A 19,225-nucleotide genomic window follows, 5' to 3' on the forward strand; every position below is an offset into this window, starting at 1 on the left:
TCTCCCCTCAGCTCGTCGTGAAGGTGAAGTCATCCACCTCGAACAGCGCGCCCGAACCGCCCTTGAAGACCAGGTAGAGCGCGGTCGAGCCCTTCGGTGCGCGGGACAGGGCGGCGGTGACGTCCTGGAAGGTGTCCCAGCCGCCGGTCACGGGGACGGTCGCCTTGCCGAGCAGGGTGCCGCTCGGCGAACCCGCACGGATCTCCAGCCGCCCGCCCGCGCCGCCGGAAGCCACACGAGCCGTGACCTTGGTGGCGTTGCTCAGGGCGTACGGAGTGAACGAGATCCAGTCGCCGTTGCCGATGTCACCGACCGTCTTCCCGCCGTGCGCGGTGTCCCGGGCGACGACGGTGACGCCGGAGCTGTCGCCGAAGTGCTCGGCCTGGCGGTGGCGGGGCTGCAGGACGTTGCGGCCGTGGGAGGTGAGCGGGGCCTGGCCGCCGCCTCCGTTGTCGGTGTACTCGGCGTCCAGCACCCCGAAGATGTTGGCGTTCTCGTCGTGGCCGCCGTCGGCGGTGGTCTGGAGGGTGCCGGTGCAGCCGTTCGCCGAGGTGATCGGGTGGCCGTGGGTGTCATGGCCGAGGACGAAGGTGACCTTCACCTTGGAGCAGTCGATGGCCGTGCCGTCCTCCGGGTCGGTGACCCTCACCTTGAACGGGATCGCGTCACCGAAGCTGAACAGCTGGCCGTCACGCGGGAGTTCGACGGTCACCGTCGGTGCCGTGTTGCCGACGACGATCTGAACGCTCGCGCTGCCGGTACGGCCGCTGGGGTCCTTCGCCGTCAGGGTCGCCGTGTAGGTGCCGTTCTTCTTGTACTTGTACGTCGGATTCGCCGCGGTCGACTTGCCGCCGTCCCCGAAGTCCCAGCTGTAGGTGAGAGCGTCACCGTCCTGGTCCGACGAACCCGCGGAGGAGAACCGCACCTTCAGCGGGGCCTGTCCTGACGTGCGGCTCGCCGCGGCCTGGGCCACCGGGGAGTGGCCGTCGGTCGCGTTCTCGATGCGGTACAGGCCGGAGTTGTCGTCGCCGCCGAACCACGAGGTGCCGTAGTCGAGGACGTACAGCGCGCCGTCGGGTCCGAAGGCCATGTCCATCACCTGGGTGCCGGTCCACGGGAAGACGTTGATGGACTGCACGGTGCCGCTGCCGTCGCTCACGATCCGCTTGATCCAGCGGCGGCCGAACTCACCGGCGAAGAAGTCGCCGTCGTACGCCTCGGGGAACTTGACGGGCGAGTCGAGCGAGGCGTCGTAGTGGTAGACCGGACCGCCCATGGGGGACTCGGAGCCGTCGCCGAACTCCGGTACGGACGGGCCGTTGTAGGGAATCCAGGCGGGCTGGGCCGGGGGCAGGTCGGTGAGGCCGGTGTTGTGCGGGGAGTTGTTCTTCGGGGCCCCGCAGTCGAAGGAGCTGCCCGAGGTCTTCGTCGCGAAGTCGTAGTCCACGTAGGCGTCGTTGGCGCCGGTGCAGTACGGCCAGCCGAAGTTGCCGGGGCCGGTGACGCGCGCGAACTCGACCTGGCCTGCCGGGCCGCGGGCCGGGTCTGCGGCGCCCGCGTCGGGGCCGTAGTCGCCGACGTAGACGATTCCGGTCTTCTTGTCGACGCTGAAGCGGAACGGGTTGCGGAAGCCCATCGCATAGATCTCGGGGCGTGTCCTGTCGGTGCCGGGCGCGAAGAGGTTGCCGTCGGGGATGGAGTACGAGCCGTCGGCGTTCACCTTGATGCGCAGGATCTTGCCGCGCAGATCATTGGTGTTGCCCGCGGAACGCTGCGCGTCGAAGGCGGGGTTGCGGTCGGCGCGCTCGTCGATGGGCGTGTAGCCGTCCGACTGGAAGGGGTTGGTGTCGTCGCCCGTCGACAGGTACAGGTTGCCGGCCGCGTCGAAGTCGATGTCGCCGCCGACGTGGCAGCACAGGCCGCGGGAGGCCGGGATGTCGATGACCTTCTTCTCGCTGGCGGTGTCGAGGGTGCCGTCGGCCTTCAGCACGAAGCGGGAGAGGCGGTTGACGCCGTCGAAGGGGGCGAAGTCGGCCGCGGTGCCCGTCTCGGGGGCGTCACCGGCCGGGGTGTTCAACGGGGGTGCGTAGTAGAGGTAGATGGCCCGGTTGGTCGCGAAGTCCGGGTCCACTCCGACGCCTTGGAGCCCTTCCTCGTCGTGGGAGTAGACGTCGAGCTTGCCGATCAGCCGGGTGTTGCCGGCGGCGTCCGTGAGGCGCAGCTCGCCGTCGCGTGAGGTGTGCAGGACGGAGCGGTCGGGGAGGACGGCGAGCGACATGGGTTCGCCGACCTCCGCCTCCCCCTTGGCGAGCGTGACCTGCTGGAAGTCCTCCGCCGCCAAGGCAGCCGGTGCGGTGCCCGGGTCGGCGACGGCTGCGCCGGCCTGGGGCGTGGTCAGGGTGAGCGAGGCGCCCGCGAGGAGCGCGCCGCCGAGGAGGGCGACCGCTCGGCGGAAGCGTCGTCTGTGCGTTGTGGGTCCTTCGGTGCGGGTGGTGCGGTCGTTCCCGTGCACGAATGCCTCCATGGGGGGCCGGTTGTACGGGCGGGTGCGTACGCCGGGATGCGCCGTCATCCCGGAGATGCGGAAAATGAACTGGCTTCTGTGCAGGCTCAGTTGCCGAACGCCGCGTCGAAGGAGGCCGACGGCGGCTCGAAGTCGTGGGCCTTGAGCCGGGTCAGGGCCTCCGGGGCGCCCTGGAGCCGGTCCATGCCGGCGTCCTCCCACTCGACGGAGATCGGGCCCTGGTAGTCGATGGAGCGCAGCATCCGGAAGACGTCCTCCCAGGGGACGTCGCCGTGGCCCGCGGACACGAAGTCCCAGCCCCGGCGCGGGTCGCCCCAGGGAAGATGGGAGCCGAGGCGGCCGTTGCGGCCGTCCAGGCGCTTGCGGGCCTCCTTGCAGTCGACGTGGTAGATCCGGTCGCGGAAGTCCCACAGGAAGCCGACGGGGTCCAGGTCCTGCCACACGAAGTGCGAGGGGTCGAAGTTCAGGCCGAAGGCGGGACGGTGCCCAACGGCCTCCAGGGCCTGGTGCGTTGTCCAGTAGTCGTAGGCGATCTCGCTCGGATGGACCTCGTGGGCGAACCGCACGCCCTCCGCGTCGAAGACGTCGAGGATCGGGTTCCAGCGCTCGGCGAAGTCCTCGTAGCCGCGCTCGATCATCGACTCGGGCGCGGGCGGGAACATGGCGACCAGGTGCCAGATGGCGGAGCCGGTGAAGCCGATGACGGTGTCGACGCCGAAGGCCGCCGCGGCCCGCGCGGTGTCCTTCATGCGGTCCGCCGCGCGCCGCCGTACCCCTTCCGGGTCCCCGTCGCCCCAGACCTCGGCCGGCAGGATGGCCTGGTGGCGTTCGTCGATGATGGCGTCGCAGACGGCCTGCCCGACGAGATGGTTGGAGACGGCCCAGCACTCGAGGCCGTACTTCTCCAGCAACTCGTGCCTCGACCTGAGGTAGGAGGAGTCGGTGAGAGCCTTGTCGACCTCGAAGTGGTCGCCCCAGCAGGCGAGTTCGAGGCCGTCGTAGCCGAAGTCGCGGGCGAGGCGGCAGACTTCCTCCAGGGGCAGATCCGCCCACTGGCCGGTGAAGAGCGTGAACTGGCGTGGCATGTCCGGGACCTCCTCAGACGGCGACGGGCGTGTAGACGGAGTTCTTCTCGGCGCTCTCCTCCACGGCCGCCAGCACGCGCTGCACCTGCAGCCCGTCGGCGAAGGAGGGTTCGGGCCGGCGGCCCTCCGCGACGGCGTGGACGAGGTCGCGGGCCTGGTGGACGAAGGTGTGCTCGTAGCCGAGGCCATGGCCCGGCGGCCACCAGGCGTCCAGGTAGGGGTGGTCGGGTTCGGTGACGAGGATGCGGCGGAAGCCGGCGTGCGTTCCCGGCTCCGTGCCGTCGTGGTACGACAGCTCGTTGAGCCGCTCCAGGTCGAAGGCCAGCGAGCCGCGCTCACCGTTGAGTTCGATGCGCAGGGCGTTCTTGCGGCCGGTGGCGTAGCGGGTCGCCTCGAAGGAGGCGAGGGCGCCGGAGGCGAAGCGGCCGGTGAACAGGGCGGCGTCGTCGACGGTGACCTGCCCGGTGCCTGCGGACGAGGCCGCGGACAGGCCGCTGGTGGCGCCGACGGGCAGCGGACGCTCCCGTACGAAGGTCTCCGTCAGGGCGGACACACCCGCGAGCCTCTCGCCCGCGAGATACTGCGCGAGGTCGACGATGTGCGCGCCGAGATCGCCGAGCGAGCCGGAGCCGGCCAGTTCCCTGCGCAGCCGCCAGGTGAGCGGGAACTCCGGGTCGACGAGCCAGTCCTGAAGGTACGTCACCCGGACGTGCCGCAGCTGTCCGAGGCGCCCTTCCGCCACCATCCGCCGGGCCAGGGCGGTCGCCGGCACCCGACGGTAGTTGAAGCCGACCATCGCCAACTGACCACGTTGGTGGGCGGCTTCGGCCGCCGCCGCCATCGCCGAGGCCTCCTCCACGGTGTTCGCGAGCGGCTTCTCGCACAGGACGTGCTTTCCGGCGGCGAGGGCGGCGAGGGCGATCTCGGCGTGGCTGTCGCCGGGGGTGCAGATGTCGACGAGGTCGATGTCGTCGCGTGCGATCAGGGCCCGCCAGTCGGTCTCGGCCGTCGCCCAGCCGTGCCGGTCGGCCGCCGCCCGTACGGCCGTCGCGTCGCGCCCGCAGATCGCGGCCATGACCGGCCGCAGCGGCAGGTCGAAGATGCGCCCCGCGGTGCGCCAGCCCTGGGAGTGGGCGGCGCCCATGAAGGCGTAGCCGACCATGCCGACGCGCAGGGGCGGCTTCGCGGCCTCCGGTCCGTCCGACTGCTGGGGCTGTGCCATACGGATGTCCTCCTCGTCCTCGTCCTCTTCGTGGCTGTGCCGTGGGGGGTGCGGGGCGGTCAGCGGAAGCCGGTGGGCATGTACTGGTCGACGTTGTCCTTGTCGACGACGGCCGAGTAGAGCGTGATCGAGGCGGGGATCTCGAACTCCGCCATGCCGCTCACGCCCTTGCCCTGGCCGAGGGCGCGGGCCAGGTCGATCGCGGACGCGGCCATGGTCGGCGGGTAGAGGACGGTCGCCTTCAGTACGCCGTTGTCCTGCTTGATGGCCTGGAAGGCGGAGAGCGCTCCGGCGCCGCCGACCATCAGGAAGTCGTCCCGCCCGGCCTGCTCGATGGCGCGCAGCGCGCCCACGCCCTGGTCGTCGTCGTGGTTCCACAGCGCGTCGAACTTGGGCTGGGCCTGCAGGAGTTGGGCCATCTTGGCCTGGCCGGACTCGACCGTGAACTCGGCGGCCTGGCGGGCCACCTTCCTGATGTTGGGGTAGTTCTTCAGGGCGTCGTCGAAGCCTTTGCTGCGCTGTTTGGTGAGCTCCAGGTTGTCCAGTCCGGCCAGCTCGACGACCTTGGCGTTCGACTTCCCTTTCAGCTTCTCGCCGATGTAGGTGCCGGCGTTGAGGCCCATGCCGTAGTTGTCGCCGCCGATCCAGCAGCGGTACGCCTGCGGGGAGTTGAAGATGCGGTCCAGGTTGACGACGGGGATGCCGGCGCGCATCGCCTTCAGCCCGACCTGGGTGAGGGCCTTGCCGTCGGCGGGCAGCACGACCAGGACGTCGACCTTCTTGTTGATCAGGGTCTCGATCTGGCCGATCTGCGCGGCCGTGTCGTTGGAGCCCTCGGTGATCTCAAGGGTGACGTCGGAGTACTTCTTGGCGCGGCTCTCGGCGTTGTCGTTGATGGCGTTGAGCCAGCCGTGGTCGGCCTGGGGTCCGGCGAAGCCGATGGTGACGTGCTTGCCCGGCTTGTCGTCCGCGGCTGGCCGGTTGTCGGCCGCGGTCTTCTCGTCCTTGCTCTCGTTGCTCGTGCAAGCGGTGAGGAGGGCGGTGGTGGAGACGGCGGCGGCTCCGAAGAGGAGGCCTCTGCGGCTGGTGCCATGTGACACAGCACTGGCACCGGTGGAATGTGACATAGTACTGAAACCTTTCCTCAGACCTCAGGACGTGCTCGCGCTGCGCCGCTGCACCAGCACGGCGGCGACGATGATCGCCCCCTTGGCGATCTGCTGGACGTCGCTCTGCAGGTTGTTCAGGGCGAAGATGTTGGTGATCGTCGTGAAGATCAGGACACCGAGCACCGAGCCGGTGATGGTCCCGCGTCCCCCGCTCAACAGCGTTCCGCCGATGATGGCGGCCGCGATGGCGTCCAGTTCGTAGAGGTTGCCGTTGGTGTTCTGGCCGGAGCCGGACAGGACGATCAGCAGGAAGGCGGCGATGCCGCAGCACAGCCCGGACAGCAGGTACAGGTACAGCCGCTGACGGCGGACGTCGATGCCGGCGAGCCGGGCGGCTTCCGCGTTGCCGCCGACGGCGACCGTGCGGCGGCCGAAGGTGGTGCGGTTCAGGATCAGCCAGCCGATGATCGTCACGACCGCGAAGACCAGGACCAGCGGCGGGACGCCGAGCACGTAGGAGTCGCGCTCGCCGAGCTTGAGGATGCCGTCGATGGTGACGATCTGGGTTCGGCCGTCGGTGATCTGCAGGGCCAGGCCGCGGGCCGAGGCGAGCATGGCGAGGGTGGCGATGAAGGGGACCATGTTGCCGTACGCGATGAGCAGTCCGTTCACCAGGCCGCAGCCCACGCCGACGATCACCGCCGTGAAGAGGACCCCGGCGAAGCCGTAGTCCTGCGTGGCGACCGTCGTCGCCCACACCGAGGCCAGGGCGACGATCGCGCCGACCGACAGGTCGATGCCGCCGGAGGTGATGACGAAGGTCATGCCCACGGTGACGACGCCGATGACGGAGGCCTGGGTGAGGACGAGCTGGAGGTTGCGGGTGTCGAGGAACTCGTCGGGCTTGGTGATGCCGCCGATCAGGACCAGGGCCGCGAGGACGCCGAGGAGGGAGAGGGTGCGGACGTCGGCGCGGGCGAACAGGCCGCGCCAGACGGGGACTTGGCCGGCCGTCGGCACCTTGTCGGTGTTGTCCCGTGGCGGGGAGGCGTGCTGCGTCATGACGCCGGGCTTCCTTCCATGACGAGGTCGAGTACGCGGTGTTCGTCGAGCTCCCGGGCGGGCGCCGTGTGGACGACGTGTCCCTCCCGGAGCACCAGGACGCGGTCGGCGAGGCCGAGCACCTCGGGCACCTCGCTGGAGACCAGCAGGACGGCGAGGCCCTCGTCGGCCAGGCGCCGGACGACCGCGTACAGCTCGGCGCGGGCGCCGACGTCGACGCCCCGGGTCGGCTCGTCGAGCAGCAGGACACGGCAGCCGCGCAGCAGCCACCGGGCCAGGACGGCCTTCTGCTGGTTGCCGCCGGAGAGGGTGCGGACGGGCACGGAGGGGTTGTCGGGCCGCAGGGACAGCTCGCGTGTCGCCGCCCGCGCCGCCCCCAGTTCGGAACCCCGGTCGATCCAGCCGGCGCGCGAGAAGCGGGACATGGAGGAGACGGAGACATTGCGGGTGACGGACTCCAGCATCAGCAGGGCCTGCGCCTTGCGTTCCTCGGGGGCGAGCCCGAGCCCTGCCCGCACCGCGGCCCGTACGCTCCCGGGCCGCAACACACGCCCGTCCACCCGTACGTGACCGGCGGTCGGCCTGCGGGCGCCGTAGATCGTCTCCAGGATCTCCGAGCGCCCAGACCCGACGAGTCCGGCGAGACCGACGATCTCACCGGGCCGCACCTCCAGGTCCAGCGGCGCGAACTCCCCTTCCCGCGCGAGCCCTTGAACCTCCAGCACCGGGGTCGATTCCGGTAGCGAGGCGGGCCGCTCGGGGAAGACGTACTCGACATTGCGACCCGTCATCAGCGCGACCACCTCACGGGTCGGCGTGGACTTCGCCGGCAGCCCGCGGGCCACCGCCCGTCCGTCCTTCAGCACGGTCACCCGGTCGCCGATGCGGCGGATCTCCTCCAGCCGGTGGGAGATGTAGACGACGGCGACTCCCTCGGCCGTCAGGTCGCCGACGATACGGAAGAGGTTGTCGACCTCGTCCGGGTCGAGGGCGGCCGACGGCTCGTCCATCACGATGAGCCGTACGTCGTGGGAGAGCGCCCGCGCCATGGACACGATCTGCTGTTGGGCCGCCGACAACTCCCCCACCAGCCGGGTCGGGTCGATCTCCGGATGCCCGAGTCGCCTCAGCAGAGCGGCGGTCGACGCCTTCGCCGTCTTCGCCCGGACGACGAATCCGGCCGCCGTCGGCTCGTGGCCGAGGTGGACGTTCTCGGCGACGGACAGGTGTTCCACCAGGTCGAGCTCCTGGTAGATGGTGGCGATGCCGAGGCGCATGGCGGCGATGGGCGAGCGGAGGGTGACCGGCTCGCCGCGCCAGCCGATCGTGCCGGTGTCGGGCTGGTGGGCGCCGGCCAGGACCTTGATCAGGGTGGATTTGCCGGCCCCGTTCTGGCCGAGCAGACAGTGCACCTCACCGGCCTGGACGTCGAGGTCGACTCCGTCGAGGGCCCGGACTCCGGGGAAGGACTTGGTGATGCCGGACATGCTGAGCAGCGGTGGTTCTGGTGCCATGCGGATCCCCTTGGCGGGCGTGCGGGCCGGTTGCAGGGTGCGTGCGGGCACGCTCGGTCGGCGTGCCTGCGGGCAGGTGTGTTCGGGGCACGGCGCGGCAGGGCGCCGTGCACGTGAGCCGTACTGAATGAGCGCTTACGCGGGTGAGAACAGATGGTCGCTGATGAGGCGGGCGGCGCCGATGACTCCGGCGTTCGGGCCCAACTCCCCCAGCACGATGGGTAGGTTGCCCGTCGCGAGCGGCAGCGACTGACGGTAGACCTGGGTGCGGATCGCGGCGAGCAGGGTGTGGCCGAGGCCGGTGACCCCGCCGCCGATCACCACCAGGCCCGGGTTGAAGAAGGAGACCAGGCCGGCGATGACCTGGCCGGTGCGGTTGCCGCCCTCGCGGATCAGATCGAGGGCGGTGGCGTCACCGGCGGCGGCCGCGGCGGCGACGTCCACCGCGGTGAGGGTGCCGTGCGCCGCGAGACGCGAGGCGAGTTCCTCCGACAGCCCCTGCCCGGCCGCCTCCACGGCGTCCCGGGCGAGGGCCGCCCCGCTGAAGTGGGCTTCCAGACAGCCCCGGTTGCCGCAGGCGCACGGGCGTCCGTCGGGCACGGCCTGGATGTGCCCGATGTCGCCCGCGCTGCCCGTCACCCCGCGGTGGACCTCACCGCCGACGACGATGCCGCAGCCGATGCCGGTGCCGATCTTGACGCAGAGGAAGTCGCGCACGGAGCGTGCGACGCCCGCGTGCATCTCCCCCATCGCCATGAGGTTCACGTCGTTGTCGACCATGACCGGGCAGCCGAGTTCCTGGCTGAGCGCCTCCCGTACGGGGAAGCCGTCCCAGCCCGGCATGATCGGCGGAGCCACCGGGACGCCCTCGGGGAAGCGGACCGGTCCCGGGACGCCGATGCCGGCGCCGTCGAAACCCTCCGCGAGCCCCGAGGCCCTCAACTTCGCAGCCATGGACAGGACTTGCTCGAAGACCGCGACCGGGCCCTCGCGGACGTCCATCGGCTGGTTGAGGTGTCCGAGGACCTCCAGCTCGGCGTTGGTGACGGCGACGTCGACCGAGGTCGCGCCGATGTCGACGCCGAGGAAGCGCAGTTCGGGATTGAGCCGGACGTTGTGGGAGCGGCGGCCGCCGCGCGAGGCGGCGAGTCCGTCGGCCACGACCAGGCCCGTCTCCAGCAGTCGGTCCACCTCCACGGCCAGTTTGGACCGTGAGAGGTCGACCTGATCGCCCAGCTGCGCACGGGAGTTGGGTCCTGCGTCGCGCAACAGCTTGAGCAGTTTGGCCTGATGGGCGTTCGCGGGTCGTGCCGTCATGCGTCTCACGAGCCCCTCCCCGCCTCAATCGGCCGCCATTGTTCCGGCTTTCGAGGGGAACGTAGCAAGGAACACCGAGCCTGAGAAGAAGCCTTGCGCGAATTCGCTACAACTTTCTCCACTCACAGGACAAAGGAGGGAGCGGAGTCCAGACCCGGCCGCCCCGTGGTGTCAGGCCGACGCGACGCTCCAGCGCGGGGTCAGGACTCCCCCCGCTCGTGGTACGACCGCCGGGTGTGTTCCGTGTGGTCGCGCATCAGCCGGGTGGCCCGCTGCTCGTCCCGGTCCGCGATCGCGGCGATCAGCTCGCGGTGCTCGATCCAGGACTGCCGGCCGCGCTGACGGGCGATCGGCGTGTAGTACCAGCGCACCCGGCGGTCCACCTGCGCCGCCAGTTCGGCGAGGACCGCGTTGCCGGCCAGATCCATGATCTTGGCGTGGAAGCGGGCGTTCATCGCCACCGCGCCGTCCACGTCGTCGGCGGCGACCGCCTTCTCCCCCTCGGCGCACAGCTCCTGAAGGACCGCGATGCCGGCGCTGCCCGCGTTGGCGGCGGCCAGCCGGGCGGCCTCGGCCTCCAGCAGCGTACGGACGGTGAGGAGCTGGTCGGCCTCCTCCTCCGTCGGCTCGTGCACGAACGCCCCCTGGGCGGGCCGCAGATCGACCCAGCCGTCGGTGTTCAGCCGCTGCAGCGCCTCCCGCACCGGCTGCCGGGACACACCGAGGTGACCGGCGAGTTCGCTCTCGACCAGATGCTGGCCGGGCTGGAGGGCGCGGGTGGTGATCAGTTCGAGCAGTGCCTCGTAGACGCGGTCGCGCAGCGGTCCGGGCCGTTCGAGCTTGGGCACCGCGCCCTGCGGCAGTCCTGTCGACAACATCGGTCGGTCCCCCTCCTGGGCAGCGCGGGGCAACTGCAGCCGGAAAGCCAGTATCGATTGTCTTTCGTCTACAGTCTACGGCGCACAACCGCCAGGGGGACGGCGAGTTGACCTCGTCACACGACTGCCCGGCACACTCCCGCTCACGGGCAGCGGACGACCTGTCCGGCGTACGAGAGGTTGCCGCCGAAGCCGAAGAGCAGGACCGGGTCGCCGGTGGCGAGGGCCCCCTGTTCGACCAGCTTGGAGAGGGCGAGGGGGATGCTCGCCGCGGACGTGTTCCCGGACTCGGTGACATCCCGTGCGACGACGGCGTTCACGGCGCCGATCTTCTCGGCGAGGGGCTCGATGATGCGCAGGTTGGCCTGGTGCAGGACGACCCCGGCGAGTTCCTCTGGCGCGAGCCCGGCGCGTTCGCAGGCCTTGCGGGCGATGGCCGGCAGCTGCGTGGTGGCCCAGCGGTAGACGCTCTGCCCCTCCTGCGCGAACCGGGCCGGCGTCCCCTCGATCCGTACCGCGTGCCCCATCTCGGGCACGGAGCCCCACAGCACCGGCCCGATCAGCGGACGGTCGGCGGCCTCGACCACGGCGGCCCCCGCCCCGTCGCCGACGAGCACACAGGTGGTGCGGTCGCTCCAGTCGGTCACGTCGGACATCTTGTCGGCGCCGATGACCAGGGCGCGGACCGAGGCACCGGCGCGCACCGCGTGGTCGGCGGTGGCGAGGGCGTGGGTGAACCCGGCACAGACCACGTTGACGTCCATCGCGGCGGGCGAGGGGATGCCGAGCCGGGCGGCGACCCGGGCGGCCATGTTGGGCGAGCGGTCGACGGCCGTGGAGGTGGCGACCAGCACCAGGTCGATGTCGCCGGGCGCGAGGCCCGCCGCCGCGAGCGCCTTCGCGGCGGCGTGCGCGGCGAGTTCGTCGACGGGCTCGTCGGGCCCGGCGATGTGCCGGGTACGGATGCCCACCCGGGACCTGATCCACTCGTCGCTGGTGTCCACCATGCCCGCCAGGTCCTCGTTGGTGAGCACCTTGGCGGGCTGGTAATGGCCGACGGCAGCGATGCGCGAGCCGTTCATGGGTGGATCCCCCTCGTTGCTGCTTCGGGTAGCGGGATCCACCAGTCTGATCAGTGACTCACGAGTACGGCGGCAGCCGAGGCGACAGGAAACGGGCGCCCGGGTTGTGGGCTTCTGTCAGGCCCTCGGACGCCCGAACACCTGCCGAACAGTCACCCGGTGAACAGCTTCGTCGCCTTCTCCACGAGTTCGTAGACGCCGTAGACGAGCGGCGCGCCCACCCACAGCCAGGCGAAAGCGATCAGCGGGCGCCGGTCAGGCGGACTCTGGCTGCTGTCGTGCTCCGACATCGGCGGCCTTTCTCGGTGCGGGGATGTGGTGACGGGGGTCGACCGGCCGGACGAGTTCGTTGGCGACGAAGCCGACGACGAGCAGACCGATCATGATGACGAAGGACAGGGTGTAGAGGGACGAGCCGGTCTTGCCGGCGTCCTTCTGGTGGTCGGCGATCCAGTTGACGATCAGCGGTCCGAGCACACCGGCCGTGGACCAGGCGGTGAGCAGCCGGCCGTGGATCGCACCGACCTGGTAGGCGCCGAAGAGGTCCTTCAGATAGGCGGGGATGGTCGCGAAGCCGCCGCCGTAGAAGGAGAGGATGACCAGCGCGCACAGCACGAACAGCGGCTTGGAGGAGTCGCCGAACAGTGCGATGAGCGCGTACATCACCGCGCCGACGCCCAGGTACACGCGGTAGATGTTCTTGCGGCCGATCAGGTCGGAGGTGGACGACCAGCCGATGCGGCCCGCCATGTTGGCGGCGGACAGCAGCGCGACGAAACCGGCGGCGGCGGACGCCGAGACGGCGGCCGAGCTGTTCGCGAAGAAGTCCGTGATCATCGGGGCGGCCTTCTCCAGGATGCCGATGCCCGCCGTCACGTTCATGCACAGCACGAGCCACAGGCACCAGAACTGCGGGGTGCGCACCGCGCTCGCCGCCGAGACCTGCACGCCCTCGAGGGCGCTGGGCGCGTCCGCTGAGCCGACACGATCCCCCGGACGCGGCACCCGCACCAGCAGCACACCGAGCGACATGAAGACGGCGTACGACAGCCCGAGGACCAGGAACGCCAGCGCGATCCCGGAGTTGTCGGTGCCGAAGGAGGACAGCATCTGCGCCGACCAGGGCGAGGCGATCAGCGCGCCGCCGCCGAAGCCCATGATGGCGATGCCGGTGGCCATGCCGGGCCGGTCCGGGAACCACTTGATCAGTGTCGACACGGGCGAGATGTAGCCGATGCCGAGGCCGACGCCGCCGACCACGCCGTAGCCGAGGACGATCAGCCAGAACTGCTTGGTCTCCGCGCCGAGCGCGGACAGCAGCAGGCCGGAGGAGAAGCAGACCAGCGCCACGGTCATCGCCCACCGCGGCCCTTTGCGCTCGACGAGCGTGCCGCCGAACGCGGCCGACAGACCGAGCATCACGATGGCGAACTGGAACGGCAGCGCGCTCTCGGTGCCGTCGAGGTTCAGCGCGGATTCGAGCGGTGGCTTGAAGACGCTCCAGGCGTAGGCCTGGCCGATGGAGAGATGGACGGAGAGGGCGGCCGGGGGGACGAGCCAGCGGCTCCAGCCGGGCGGCGCTACAGGGGGGCTCATGATCCCGAACCCTAGGAATCCGTACGGGAGTTGGGAAGGTACGGGAGGGCAAAGCGTCGACCGTATGCGATGAGCGGTATGCACGGCGCGACGAACGGTCGGCGGCGGACGATGAACGGTCATGGGCCGTCCCGGCGCCCGGTGTCCCAGGTGCTGCGCGAGGTCTTGTCCCCTCAACTTCCATACTGTAGACAATATTCGGTCGACAAGATTCGGCAGTGCGGCCCTCTCCTCGGTATCCCTCGACCGAACGGAGCTGTCTCGTCATGAAAGTCGCAGTCCTCGGCGCCGGTGCGATCGGCGCCTATGTCGGTGCCGCGCTCCACCGCGCCGGCGCCGACGTGCATCTGGTGGCCCGTGGACCGAACCTGGCGGCCATGCGGAGGCACGGAGTACGGGTGCTCAGTCCGCGCGGTGACTTCACCGCGCACGCCCACGCCACCGACGACCCGGCCGAGATCGGCCCGGTCGACCATGTCTTCCTCGGTCTGAAGGCCAACTCCTACGCGGCGTGCGGGCCGCTCATCGAGCCCCTTCTGCACGACACCACCACGGTGGTCGCCGCCCAGAACGGCATCCCCTGGTGGTACTTCCACCGGCACGGCGGCCCCTACGACGGCCACCGCGTCGAGAGCGTGGACCCGGGCGGCGCGGTCAGTGCGGTGCTCGCGCCCGAACGGGCCGTCGGCTGTGTCGTCTACGCGGCGACGGAGTTGGCGGGGCCGGGAGTCGTACGGCACCTCGAAGGCACCCGGTTCTCCGTCGGCGAGCCCGACCGCAGCATCTCGAAGCGCTGCCTCGACTTCAGCGAGGCCATGGTCGCCGGAGGTCTCAAGTGCCCGGTGGAGCCGGACCTGCGCAACGACATCTGGCTCAAGCTGCTGGGCAACATCTCGTTCAACCCGATCAGCGCGCTGGCCCGCGCCACCATGCGGCAGATGTGCCGGCACGGCCGCACCCGCAAGGTCATCGAGACCATGATGGCCGAGACGCTCGCGGTCGCCGAGGCCCTCGGCTGCGAGGTCGGCGTCTCCATCGAACGCCGGCTGGCCGGCGCCGAACGCGTCGGCGACCACCGCACCTCCACCCTCCAGGACCTGGAGCGCGGCAAGCCGCTCGAACTCGACGTCCTGCTCGCCGCCGTCGTCGAGCTGGCGGAGATCACCGGTGTGGAGGTGCCCACCCTGCGCACCGTGCACGCCATCTCGGACCTGCTCGCGCTGAGGAGCGCCGCATGAGGAATCGTCAACCGAAGACCTACACCCGCCTCACCCACCCCCTGGTGCGGGACTCCCGTGACGAGCCGTTCCGGCGGGCGAGCTGGGAGGAGGCCCTGGACCGGGCGGCCCGCGGCCTGGACCGCAACCGCGGCGCGTTCGGCATGTTCTCCTGCGCCCGCGCCACCAACGAGATGAACTACGTGGCGCAGAAGTTCGCCCGGGTCGTCATGGGCACCAACAACGTCGACTCCTGCAACCGGACCTGTCACGCCCCGAGCGTCGCCGGGCTCTCCGCCGCGTTCGGCTCCGGCGGCGGGACGTCCTCGTACGAGGAGATCGAGCACACCGACGTCATCGTGATGTGGGGCTCCAACGCCCGCTTCGCCCACCCGATCTTCTTCCAGCACGTGCTGAAGGGCATCAGGAACGGCGCGCGGATGTACGCGGTCGACCCGCGGCGCACCTCCACCGCCGAATGGGCGGAGAGCTGGCTCGGGCTGAACGTCGGCACCGACATCCCGATGGCGCACGCGATCGGCCGGGAGATCATCCACGCGGGCCTGGCCAACGAGGCGTTCATCGAGCGGGCGACCACCGGTTTCGAGGAGTACCGGGCGCTCGTCGAGCCGTGGACGCTGTCGCTCGCCGAGAAGGTGACGGGCGTACCGGCGCGCGCGACAAGGGAGTTGGCGCATGCCTACGCCCGCGCCGAGCGCGCCCAGCTGTGCTGGACCCTCGGCATCACCGAGCACCACAACGGCACCGACAACGTCCGCGCGCTCATCAACCTCTCCCTGCTGACCGGCCAAGTGGGGCGCTACGGCGCCGGGTTGCAGCCGCTGCGCGGTCAGAACAACGTGCAGGGCGGCGGCGACATGGGCGCGATCCCCAACCGGCTGCCCGGCTTTCAGGACATCCTCGACGCGGACACCCGGCTGAAGTTCGAGTCGGCGTGGGACACGGTCATCGAGCCGCACTACGGGCTGAACCTCACCGAGATGTTCGAGGCGATGGAGGAGGGCTCCCTCCGGGCCGTCTACTGCGTCGGGGAGAACCCGGCGCAGTCGGAGGCCGACAGCGAGCAGGCCGTACGGCGCCTGCGGCAGCTCGACTTCCTCCTCGTCCAGGACATCTTCCTGACGAGGACGGCCGAGCTCGCGGACGTCGTCCTGCCCGCCACGGCCGGCTGGGCGGAGACCGAGGGCACGACCACCAACAGCGAGCGGCGGGTCCAGCGGGTCCGGCGAGCGGTCACCCCGCCCGGCGAGGCCCGCGAGGACGTCGACATCATCTGCGAGCTGGCCGCACGTCTGGGCCACGGCTGGAAGTACGCCGACTCGGAGGCCGTCTGGAACGAGCTGCGCTCCGTCTCGCCGGACCACTACGGGATGACGTACGAGCGTCTGGAGGAGCACCAGGGCATCCAGTGGCCGTGCCCGAGCACCGAGGAACTCGAACCGACCTTTCTGCACGGCCGGTTGTGGGAGAAGGACCCGGCGAGGCGCGGGATGCCGGCGCCCTTCGGGATCGTGCGGCACGATCCGCCGGTCGACCTCACCGACGAGGAGTACCCGATCCGGCTCACCACCGGACGCCGTCTCGACTCCTACAACACCGGGGTTCAGAGCGGGGGTTACGCCTCCCCGTTGCGGCGCGGCGAGTACGTCGAGCTGTCCCCGGAGGACGCCGAGCGCTACGGGGTCGTGGTCGGCGAGGAGGTACAGGTGTCCTCGCGGCGCGGTTCGCTCGTGGCGCCGGTGTGGATCGACCCGGCACTGCGTCCCGGGCTCGCGTTCATGACCATGCACTTTCCCGACGAGGTGGACACCAACCAGCTGACGATCGAGGCCAACTGCCCGATCGCCGGGACGGCGGAGTTCAAGGCCTCGGCGATCCGGATCGAGAAGCTCCCCGTCGCGACCGTCGTGAGGTGACCTGATGGATCTGCACTTCGGCGACAGCAAGCCGACGGACGACGAACGGGCCGCCGTCGACGCCCTGTTGGGCCCTCCGGAGTCCTCCTGGGAGGGTGCCGACCGGTCCGATGCCGACCTGCGGTGGGCCCGCGGCGGCCGCGCGGCCCGGGACCGCCGCGACCTGCTGCTGCCGGGGCTGCACGCCCTCAACGACCGCATCGGCTGGATCAGCGAGGGCGGGCTCGACTACCTGTGCCGGCGGCTGACCGTGCCGCCGGCGGAGGCGTACGGGGTCGCCACCTTCTACGCGATGTTCTCGCTCAGGCCCCGCCCCGCGACCGTTCTCCACGTCTGCACGGACCTCGCGTGCACGGCGGCGGGCGCGGCCGGCCTCCGCGCCGGGGTCGAGGCACGGCTCGGTCCCGGCGTCTCGGTGCAGCGCGGCCCCTGCCTCGGCCTGTGCGAACGCGCCCCGGCCGCACTCGCCGTCAGGGCGGGCGATCCGGTGCGTACGGCGGTGTCGGCGCCGGCGACCGTGCAGGACGCCGTCCTCGCCGCGACCGCCCCCGACTCGGCGCCCGAGGAGCCGCCGGCGGCGACGGCGGTGCCGCAGGCCGGGGACCCGGGGCTCGTCCTGCTCGGCAGGGTGGGGACGGTCGACCCGTCCTCCCTCGACGACTACCGCGCCCACGGCGGCTACACCGCCCTGCGCCGCGCCTTCGAGCTCGGTCCCGTCGGAGTGATCCGCGAGGTGACCGACTCCGGCCTGGTCGGGCGTGGCGGCGCCGCCTTCCCCACCGGCCGCAAGTGGCAGGCCACGGCGTCGCAGCCCGACCACCCCCACTACCTGGTCTGCAACGCCGACGAATCCGAGCCGGGCACCTTCAAGGACCGCGTGCTCCTGGAGGGCGACCCGTACGCGCTGGTGGAGGCCATGACGATCGCCGCGTACGCGACCGGCGCGCACCAGGGGTACGTCTATCTGCGCGGCGAATACCCGCGCGCCCTGCGCCGTCTGGAGCACGCGATCGCGCAGGCACGCGCGCGTGGCTTCCTCGGCGACGACGTCCTCGGCCAGGGCTACGCCTTCGACATCGAGATCCGGCGCGGTGCGGGCGCCTACATCTGCGGCGAGGAGACCGCCCTGTTCAACTCCATCGAGGGGTACCGGGGCGAACCGCGCTCCAAACCTCCCTTCCCGGTTCAGAAGGGCCTGTTCGGCAAACCGACCGTGGAGAACAACGTCGAGACGCTGGTGAACGTCCTGCCGATCCTGACCATGGGCGCCCCGGCCTATGCGGCGATCGGCACCGGGAAGTCCACCGGGCCCAAGCTGTTCTGCGTCTCCGGCAGCGTGGACCGGCCCGGCGTCTACGAGCTGCCGTTCGGCGCGACGCTGGGCGAGGTGCTCCGGCTGGCCGGGGTGCGCCCGGGCCTCAGGGCCGTCCTCCTCGGCGGGGCCGCCGGCGGTTTCGTGCGGCCCGACGAACTGGACATCCCGCTCACCTTCGAAGGCACCCGGGAAGCAGGCACCACGCTCGGCTCGGGCGTCGTCATGGCCTTCGACGACACCGTTCCGCTGCCCCGGCTGCTGCTGCGGATCGCCGAGTTCTTCCGGGACGAGTCCTGCGGGCAGTGCGTGCCGTGCCGAGTCGGGACGGTACGGCAGGAGGAGGCGCTGCACCGGATCGCGGAGCGCACGGGGGCGGCCGCGGCCGACGACATCGCACTGCTCAGGGAAGTCGGGCGCGCCCTGCGGGACGCCTCGATCTGCGGTCTGGGACAGACCGCGTGGAACGCCGTGGAATCCGCCATCGACCGTCTGGGAGCCTACGAATGACCGTGACACCGCTCGGGATTCCGCGCCGGCTGCTGGAGTTCACCCTGGACGGCCAGGAGGTCCGGGTCCCGGAGGGCTCGACCGTCCTCGACGCGTGCCGGGCGGCCGGGAAGGACGTACCGACCCTGTGCCAGGGCGACACCCTGCGCCCCAAGAACGCCTGCCGGGTGTGTGTGGTCGAGGTCGAGGGCTCCCGGACCCTGGTACCGGCCTGCTCACGCGGGGCCGAGCCGGGAATGGTCGTCCGCACGGACACCGAGCGCGCCCGGCACAGCCGCAAGATCGTCCTCGAGCTGCTGGCCTCCTCCGTCGACATGTCGACGACTCCGCGGGTCGCAGGATGGATCAAGGAGTACGAGGCGAAGCCGGAGCGGTTCGGCCCGGCTGCGGCCCGGCTGGGCGAGGAACCGAGGGTCGACAACGATCTGTACGTGCGCGACTACGACAAGTGCATCCTGTGCTACAAGTGCGTCGACGCCTGCGGCGACCAGTGGCAGAACACCTTCGCGATCTCGGTCTCCGGCCGCGGCTTCGACGCCCGGATCGCCGTCGAGCAGGACGCCCCGCTGACCGACTCGGCCTGTGTGTACTGCGGGAACTGCATCGAGGTGTGCCCAACCGGAGCGCTGTCGTTCAAGTCGGAGTTCGACATGCGTGCGGCGGGTACGTGGGACGAGAGCAAACAGACGGAGACGACCACGGTGTGCGCGTACTGCGGAGTGGGCTGCAACCTCACGCTCCACGTGCAGGACAATGAGATCGTGAAGGTCACCTCCCCGCACGACAACCCGGTGACCCACGGCAACCTCTGCATCAAGGGCCGCTTCGGCTACCAGCACGTACAGAACCGGGACTGAGGC

General features: G+C 70.6%; 15 protein-coding genes. 4 read left to right on the forward strand and 11 right to left on the reverse strand.

Features of this window, described 5'->3' with window-relative positions:
* Positions 1–7 precede the first annotated feature (7 nt).
* The 11 genes from ABZZ74_RS00610 to ABZZ74_RS00660 all read right to left on the reverse strand — a co-directional run bounded on the left by ABZZ74_RS00610 (position 8) and on the right by ABZZ74_RS00660 (position 13,389).
* Positions 8–2,572, reverse strand: coding sequence for a PQQ-dependent sugar dehydrogenase (locus ABZZ74_RS00610; protein ID WP_356760668.1), 2,565 nt, complete (start codon positions 2,570–2,572; stop codon positions 8–10).
* A 38-nt stretch (positions 2,573–2,610) separates the two neighbouring features.
* Positions 2,611–3,609: a sugar phosphate isomerase/epimerase family protein gene (locus ABZZ74_RS00615; protein WP_356760669.1), complete on the reverse strand. Its 999-nt coding sequence runs from the start codon at positions 3,607–3,609 to the stop codon at positions 2,611–2,613.
* Between the two features lie 13 nt (positions 3,610–3,622).
* Positions 3,623–4,831, reverse strand: coding sequence for a Gfo/Idh/MocA family oxidoreductase (locus ABZZ74_RS00620; RefSeq protein ID WP_356760671.1), 1,209 nt, complete (start codon positions 4,829–4,831; stop codon positions 3,623–3,625).
* 59 nt (positions 4,832–4,890) lie between these two features.
* Positions 4,891–5,931, reverse strand: a complete 1,041-nt coding sequence (locus tag ABZZ74_RS00625) for a substrate-binding domain-containing protein (RefSeq protein ID WP_356761091.1) — start codon at positions 5,929–5,931, stop codon at positions 4,891–4,893.
* Between the two features lie 51 nt (positions 5,932–5,982).
* Entirely contained in the window at positions 5,983–7,002 is a 1,020-nt protein-coding gene (locus ABZZ74_RS00630) for an ABC transporter permease (RefSeq protein WP_356760673.1), read from the reverse strand.
* Entirely contained in the window at positions 6,999–8,516 is a 1,518-nt protein-coding gene (locus ABZZ74_RS00635; protein ID WP_356760674.1) for a sugar ABC transporter ATP-binding protein, read from the reverse strand. The genes ABZZ74_RS00630 and ABZZ74_RS00635 overlap by 4 nt, the downstream gene beginning before the upstream one ends.
* 135 nt (positions 8,517–8,651) lie before the next feature.
* The gene (locus ABZZ74_RS00640) at positions 8,652–9,833 is read right to left on the reverse strand and encodes an ROK family transcriptional regulator (RefSeq protein ID WP_356760676.1); all 1,182 of its coding nucleotides are present in this window, start codon (positions 9,831–9,833) and stop codon (positions 8,652–8,654) included.
* Between the two features lie 200 nt (positions 9,834–10,033).
* On the reverse strand, positions 10,034–10,711 hold the full coding sequence (locus ABZZ74_RS00645) for a GntR family transcriptional regulator (RefSeq protein WP_356760678.1): 678 nt from the start codon (positions 10,709–10,711) through the stop codon (positions 10,034–10,036).
* 143 nt (positions 10,712–10,854) lie between these two features.
* On the reverse strand, positions 10,855–11,793 hold the full coding sequence (locus ABZZ74_RS00650) for a beta-ketoacyl-ACP synthase III (protein WP_356760680.1): 939 nt from the start codon (positions 11,791–11,793) through the stop codon (positions 10,855–10,857).
* A gap of 152 nt (positions 11,794–11,945) precedes the next feature.
* Positions 11,946–12,083 (reverse strand): hypothetical protein, encoded by a 138-nt coding sequence (locus tag ABZZ74_RS00655; protein ID WP_208781035.1) that lies wholly within the window; start codon positions 12,081–12,083, stop codon positions 11,946–11,948.
* Positions 12,049–13,389, reverse strand: coding sequence for an OFA family MFS transporter (locus tag ABZZ74_RS00660; RefSeq protein ID WP_356760682.1), 1,341 nt, complete (start codon positions 13,387–13,389; stop codon positions 12,049–12,051). Before ABZZ74_RS00660 ends, ABZZ74_RS00655 begins: the two co-directional genes overlap by 35 nt.
* Before the next feature lie 266 nt (positions 13,390–13,655).
* Here ABZZ74_RS00660 and ABZZ74_RS00665 point away from each other — a divergent pair, with 266 nt between their 5' ends.
* The 4 genes from ABZZ74_RS00665 to ABZZ74_RS00680 are packed head-to-tail and all read left to right on the forward strand — an operon-like array spanning position 13,656 to position 19,222.
* On the forward strand, positions 13,656–14,627 hold the full coding sequence (locus tag ABZZ74_RS00665) for a 2-dehydropantoate 2-reductase (RefSeq protein ID WP_356760684.1): 972 nt from the start codon (positions 13,656–13,658) through the stop codon (positions 14,625–14,627).
* On the forward strand, positions 14,624–16,543 hold the full coding sequence (locus ABZZ74_RS00670; protein ID WP_356760685.1) for a molybdopterin-dependent oxidoreductase: 1,920 nt from the start codon (positions 14,624–14,626) through the stop codon (positions 16,541–16,543). Before ABZZ74_RS00665 ends, ABZZ74_RS00670 begins: the two co-directional genes overlap by 4 nt.
* 4 nt (positions 16,544–16,547) lie before the next feature.
* Positions 16,548–18,365 carry an NADH-ubiquinone oxidoreductase-F iron-sulfur binding region domain-containing protein gene (locus ABZZ74_RS00675; RefSeq protein WP_356760687.1) on the forward strand — a complete coding sequence of 606 codons (1,818 nt, stop codon included), beginning with the start codon at positions 16,548–16,550 and terminating at the stop codon, positions 18,363–18,365.
* Positions 18,362–19,222 carry a 2Fe-2S iron-sulfur cluster-binding protein gene (locus tag ABZZ74_RS00680; RefSeq protein WP_356760689.1) on the forward strand — a complete coding sequence of 287 codons (861 nt, stop codon included), beginning with the start codon at positions 18,362–18,364 and terminating at the stop codon, positions 19,220–19,222. Before ABZZ74_RS00675 ends, ABZZ74_RS00680 begins: the two co-directional genes overlap by 4 nt.
* Positions 19,223–19,225: the final 3 nt, after the last annotated feature.

Origin of the sequence: Streptomyces sp. NPDC006476 (genome assembly GCF_040612015.1) — a bacterium.
In the GTDB taxonomy this organism is placed as follows: domain Bacteria; phylum Actinomycetota; class Actinomycetes; order Streptomycetales; family Streptomycetaceae; genus Streptomyces; species Streptomyces griseorubiginosus_B.

What these genes read in the sequence shown, in the direction of transcription:
- ABZZ74_RS00610 (WP_356760668.1), bottom strand. Translation starts at nt 2,572, where the DNA reads ATGACGGCGCATCCCGGCGTACGCACCCGCCCGTACAACCGGCCCCCC.
- ABZZ74_RS00615 (WP_356760669.1), bottom strand. Translation starts at nt 3,609, where the DNA reads ATGCCACGCCAGTTCACGCTCTTCACCGGCCAGTGGGCGGATCTGCCC.
- ABZZ74_RS00620 (WP_356760671.1), bottom strand. Translation starts at nt 4,831, where the DNA reads ATGGCACAGCCCCAGCAGTCGGACGGACCGGAGGCCGCGAAGCCGCCC.
- ABZZ74_RS00630 (WP_356760673.1), bottom strand. Translation starts at nt 7,002, where the DNA reads ATGACGCAGCACGCCTCCCCGCCACGGGACAACACCGACAAGGTGCCG.
- ABZZ74_RS00635 (WP_356760674.1), bottom strand. Translation starts at nt 8,516, where the DNA reads ATGGCACCAGAACCACCGCTGCTCAGCATGTCCGGCATCACCAAGTCC.
- ABZZ74_RS00640 (WP_356760676.1), bottom strand. Translation starts at nt 9,833, where the DNA reads ATGACGGCACGACCCGCGAACGCCCATCAGGCCAAACTGCTCAAGCTG.
- ABZZ74_RS00645 (WP_356760678.1), bottom strand. Translation starts at nt 10,711, where the DNA reads ATGTTGTCGACAGGACTGCCGCAGGGCGCGGTGCCCAAGCTCGAACGG.
- ABZZ74_RS00650 (WP_356760680.1), bottom strand. Translation starts at nt 11,793, where the DNA reads ATGAACGGCTCGCGCATCGCTGCCGTCGGCCATTACCAGCCCGCCAAG.
- ABZZ74_RS00655 (WP_208781035.1), bottom strand. Translation starts at nt 12,083, where the DNA reads ATGTCGGAGCACGACAGCAGCCAGAGTCCGCCTGACCGGCGCCCGCTG.
- ABZZ74_RS00660 (WP_356760682.1), bottom strand. Translation starts at nt 13,389, where the DNA reads ATGAGCCCCCCTGTAGCGCCGCCCGGCTGGAGCCGCTGGCTCGTCCCC.
- ABZZ74_RS00665 (WP_356760684.1), top strand. Translation starts at nt 13,656, where the DNA reads ATGAAAGTCGCAGTCCTCGGCGCCGGTGCGATCGGCGCCTATGTCGGT.
- ABZZ74_RS00670 (WP_356760685.1), top strand. Translation starts at nt 14,624, where the DNA reads ATGAGGAATCGTCAACCGAAGACCTACACCCGCCTCACCCACCCCCTG.
- ABZZ74_RS00675 (WP_356760687.1), top strand. Translation starts at nt 16,548, where the DNA reads ATGGATCTGCACTTCGGCGACAGCAAGCCGACGGACGACGAACGGGCC.
- ABZZ74_RS00680 (WP_356760689.1), top strand. Translation starts at nt 18,362, where the DNA reads ATGACCGTGACACCGCTCGGGATTCCGCGCCGGCTGCTGGAGTTCACC.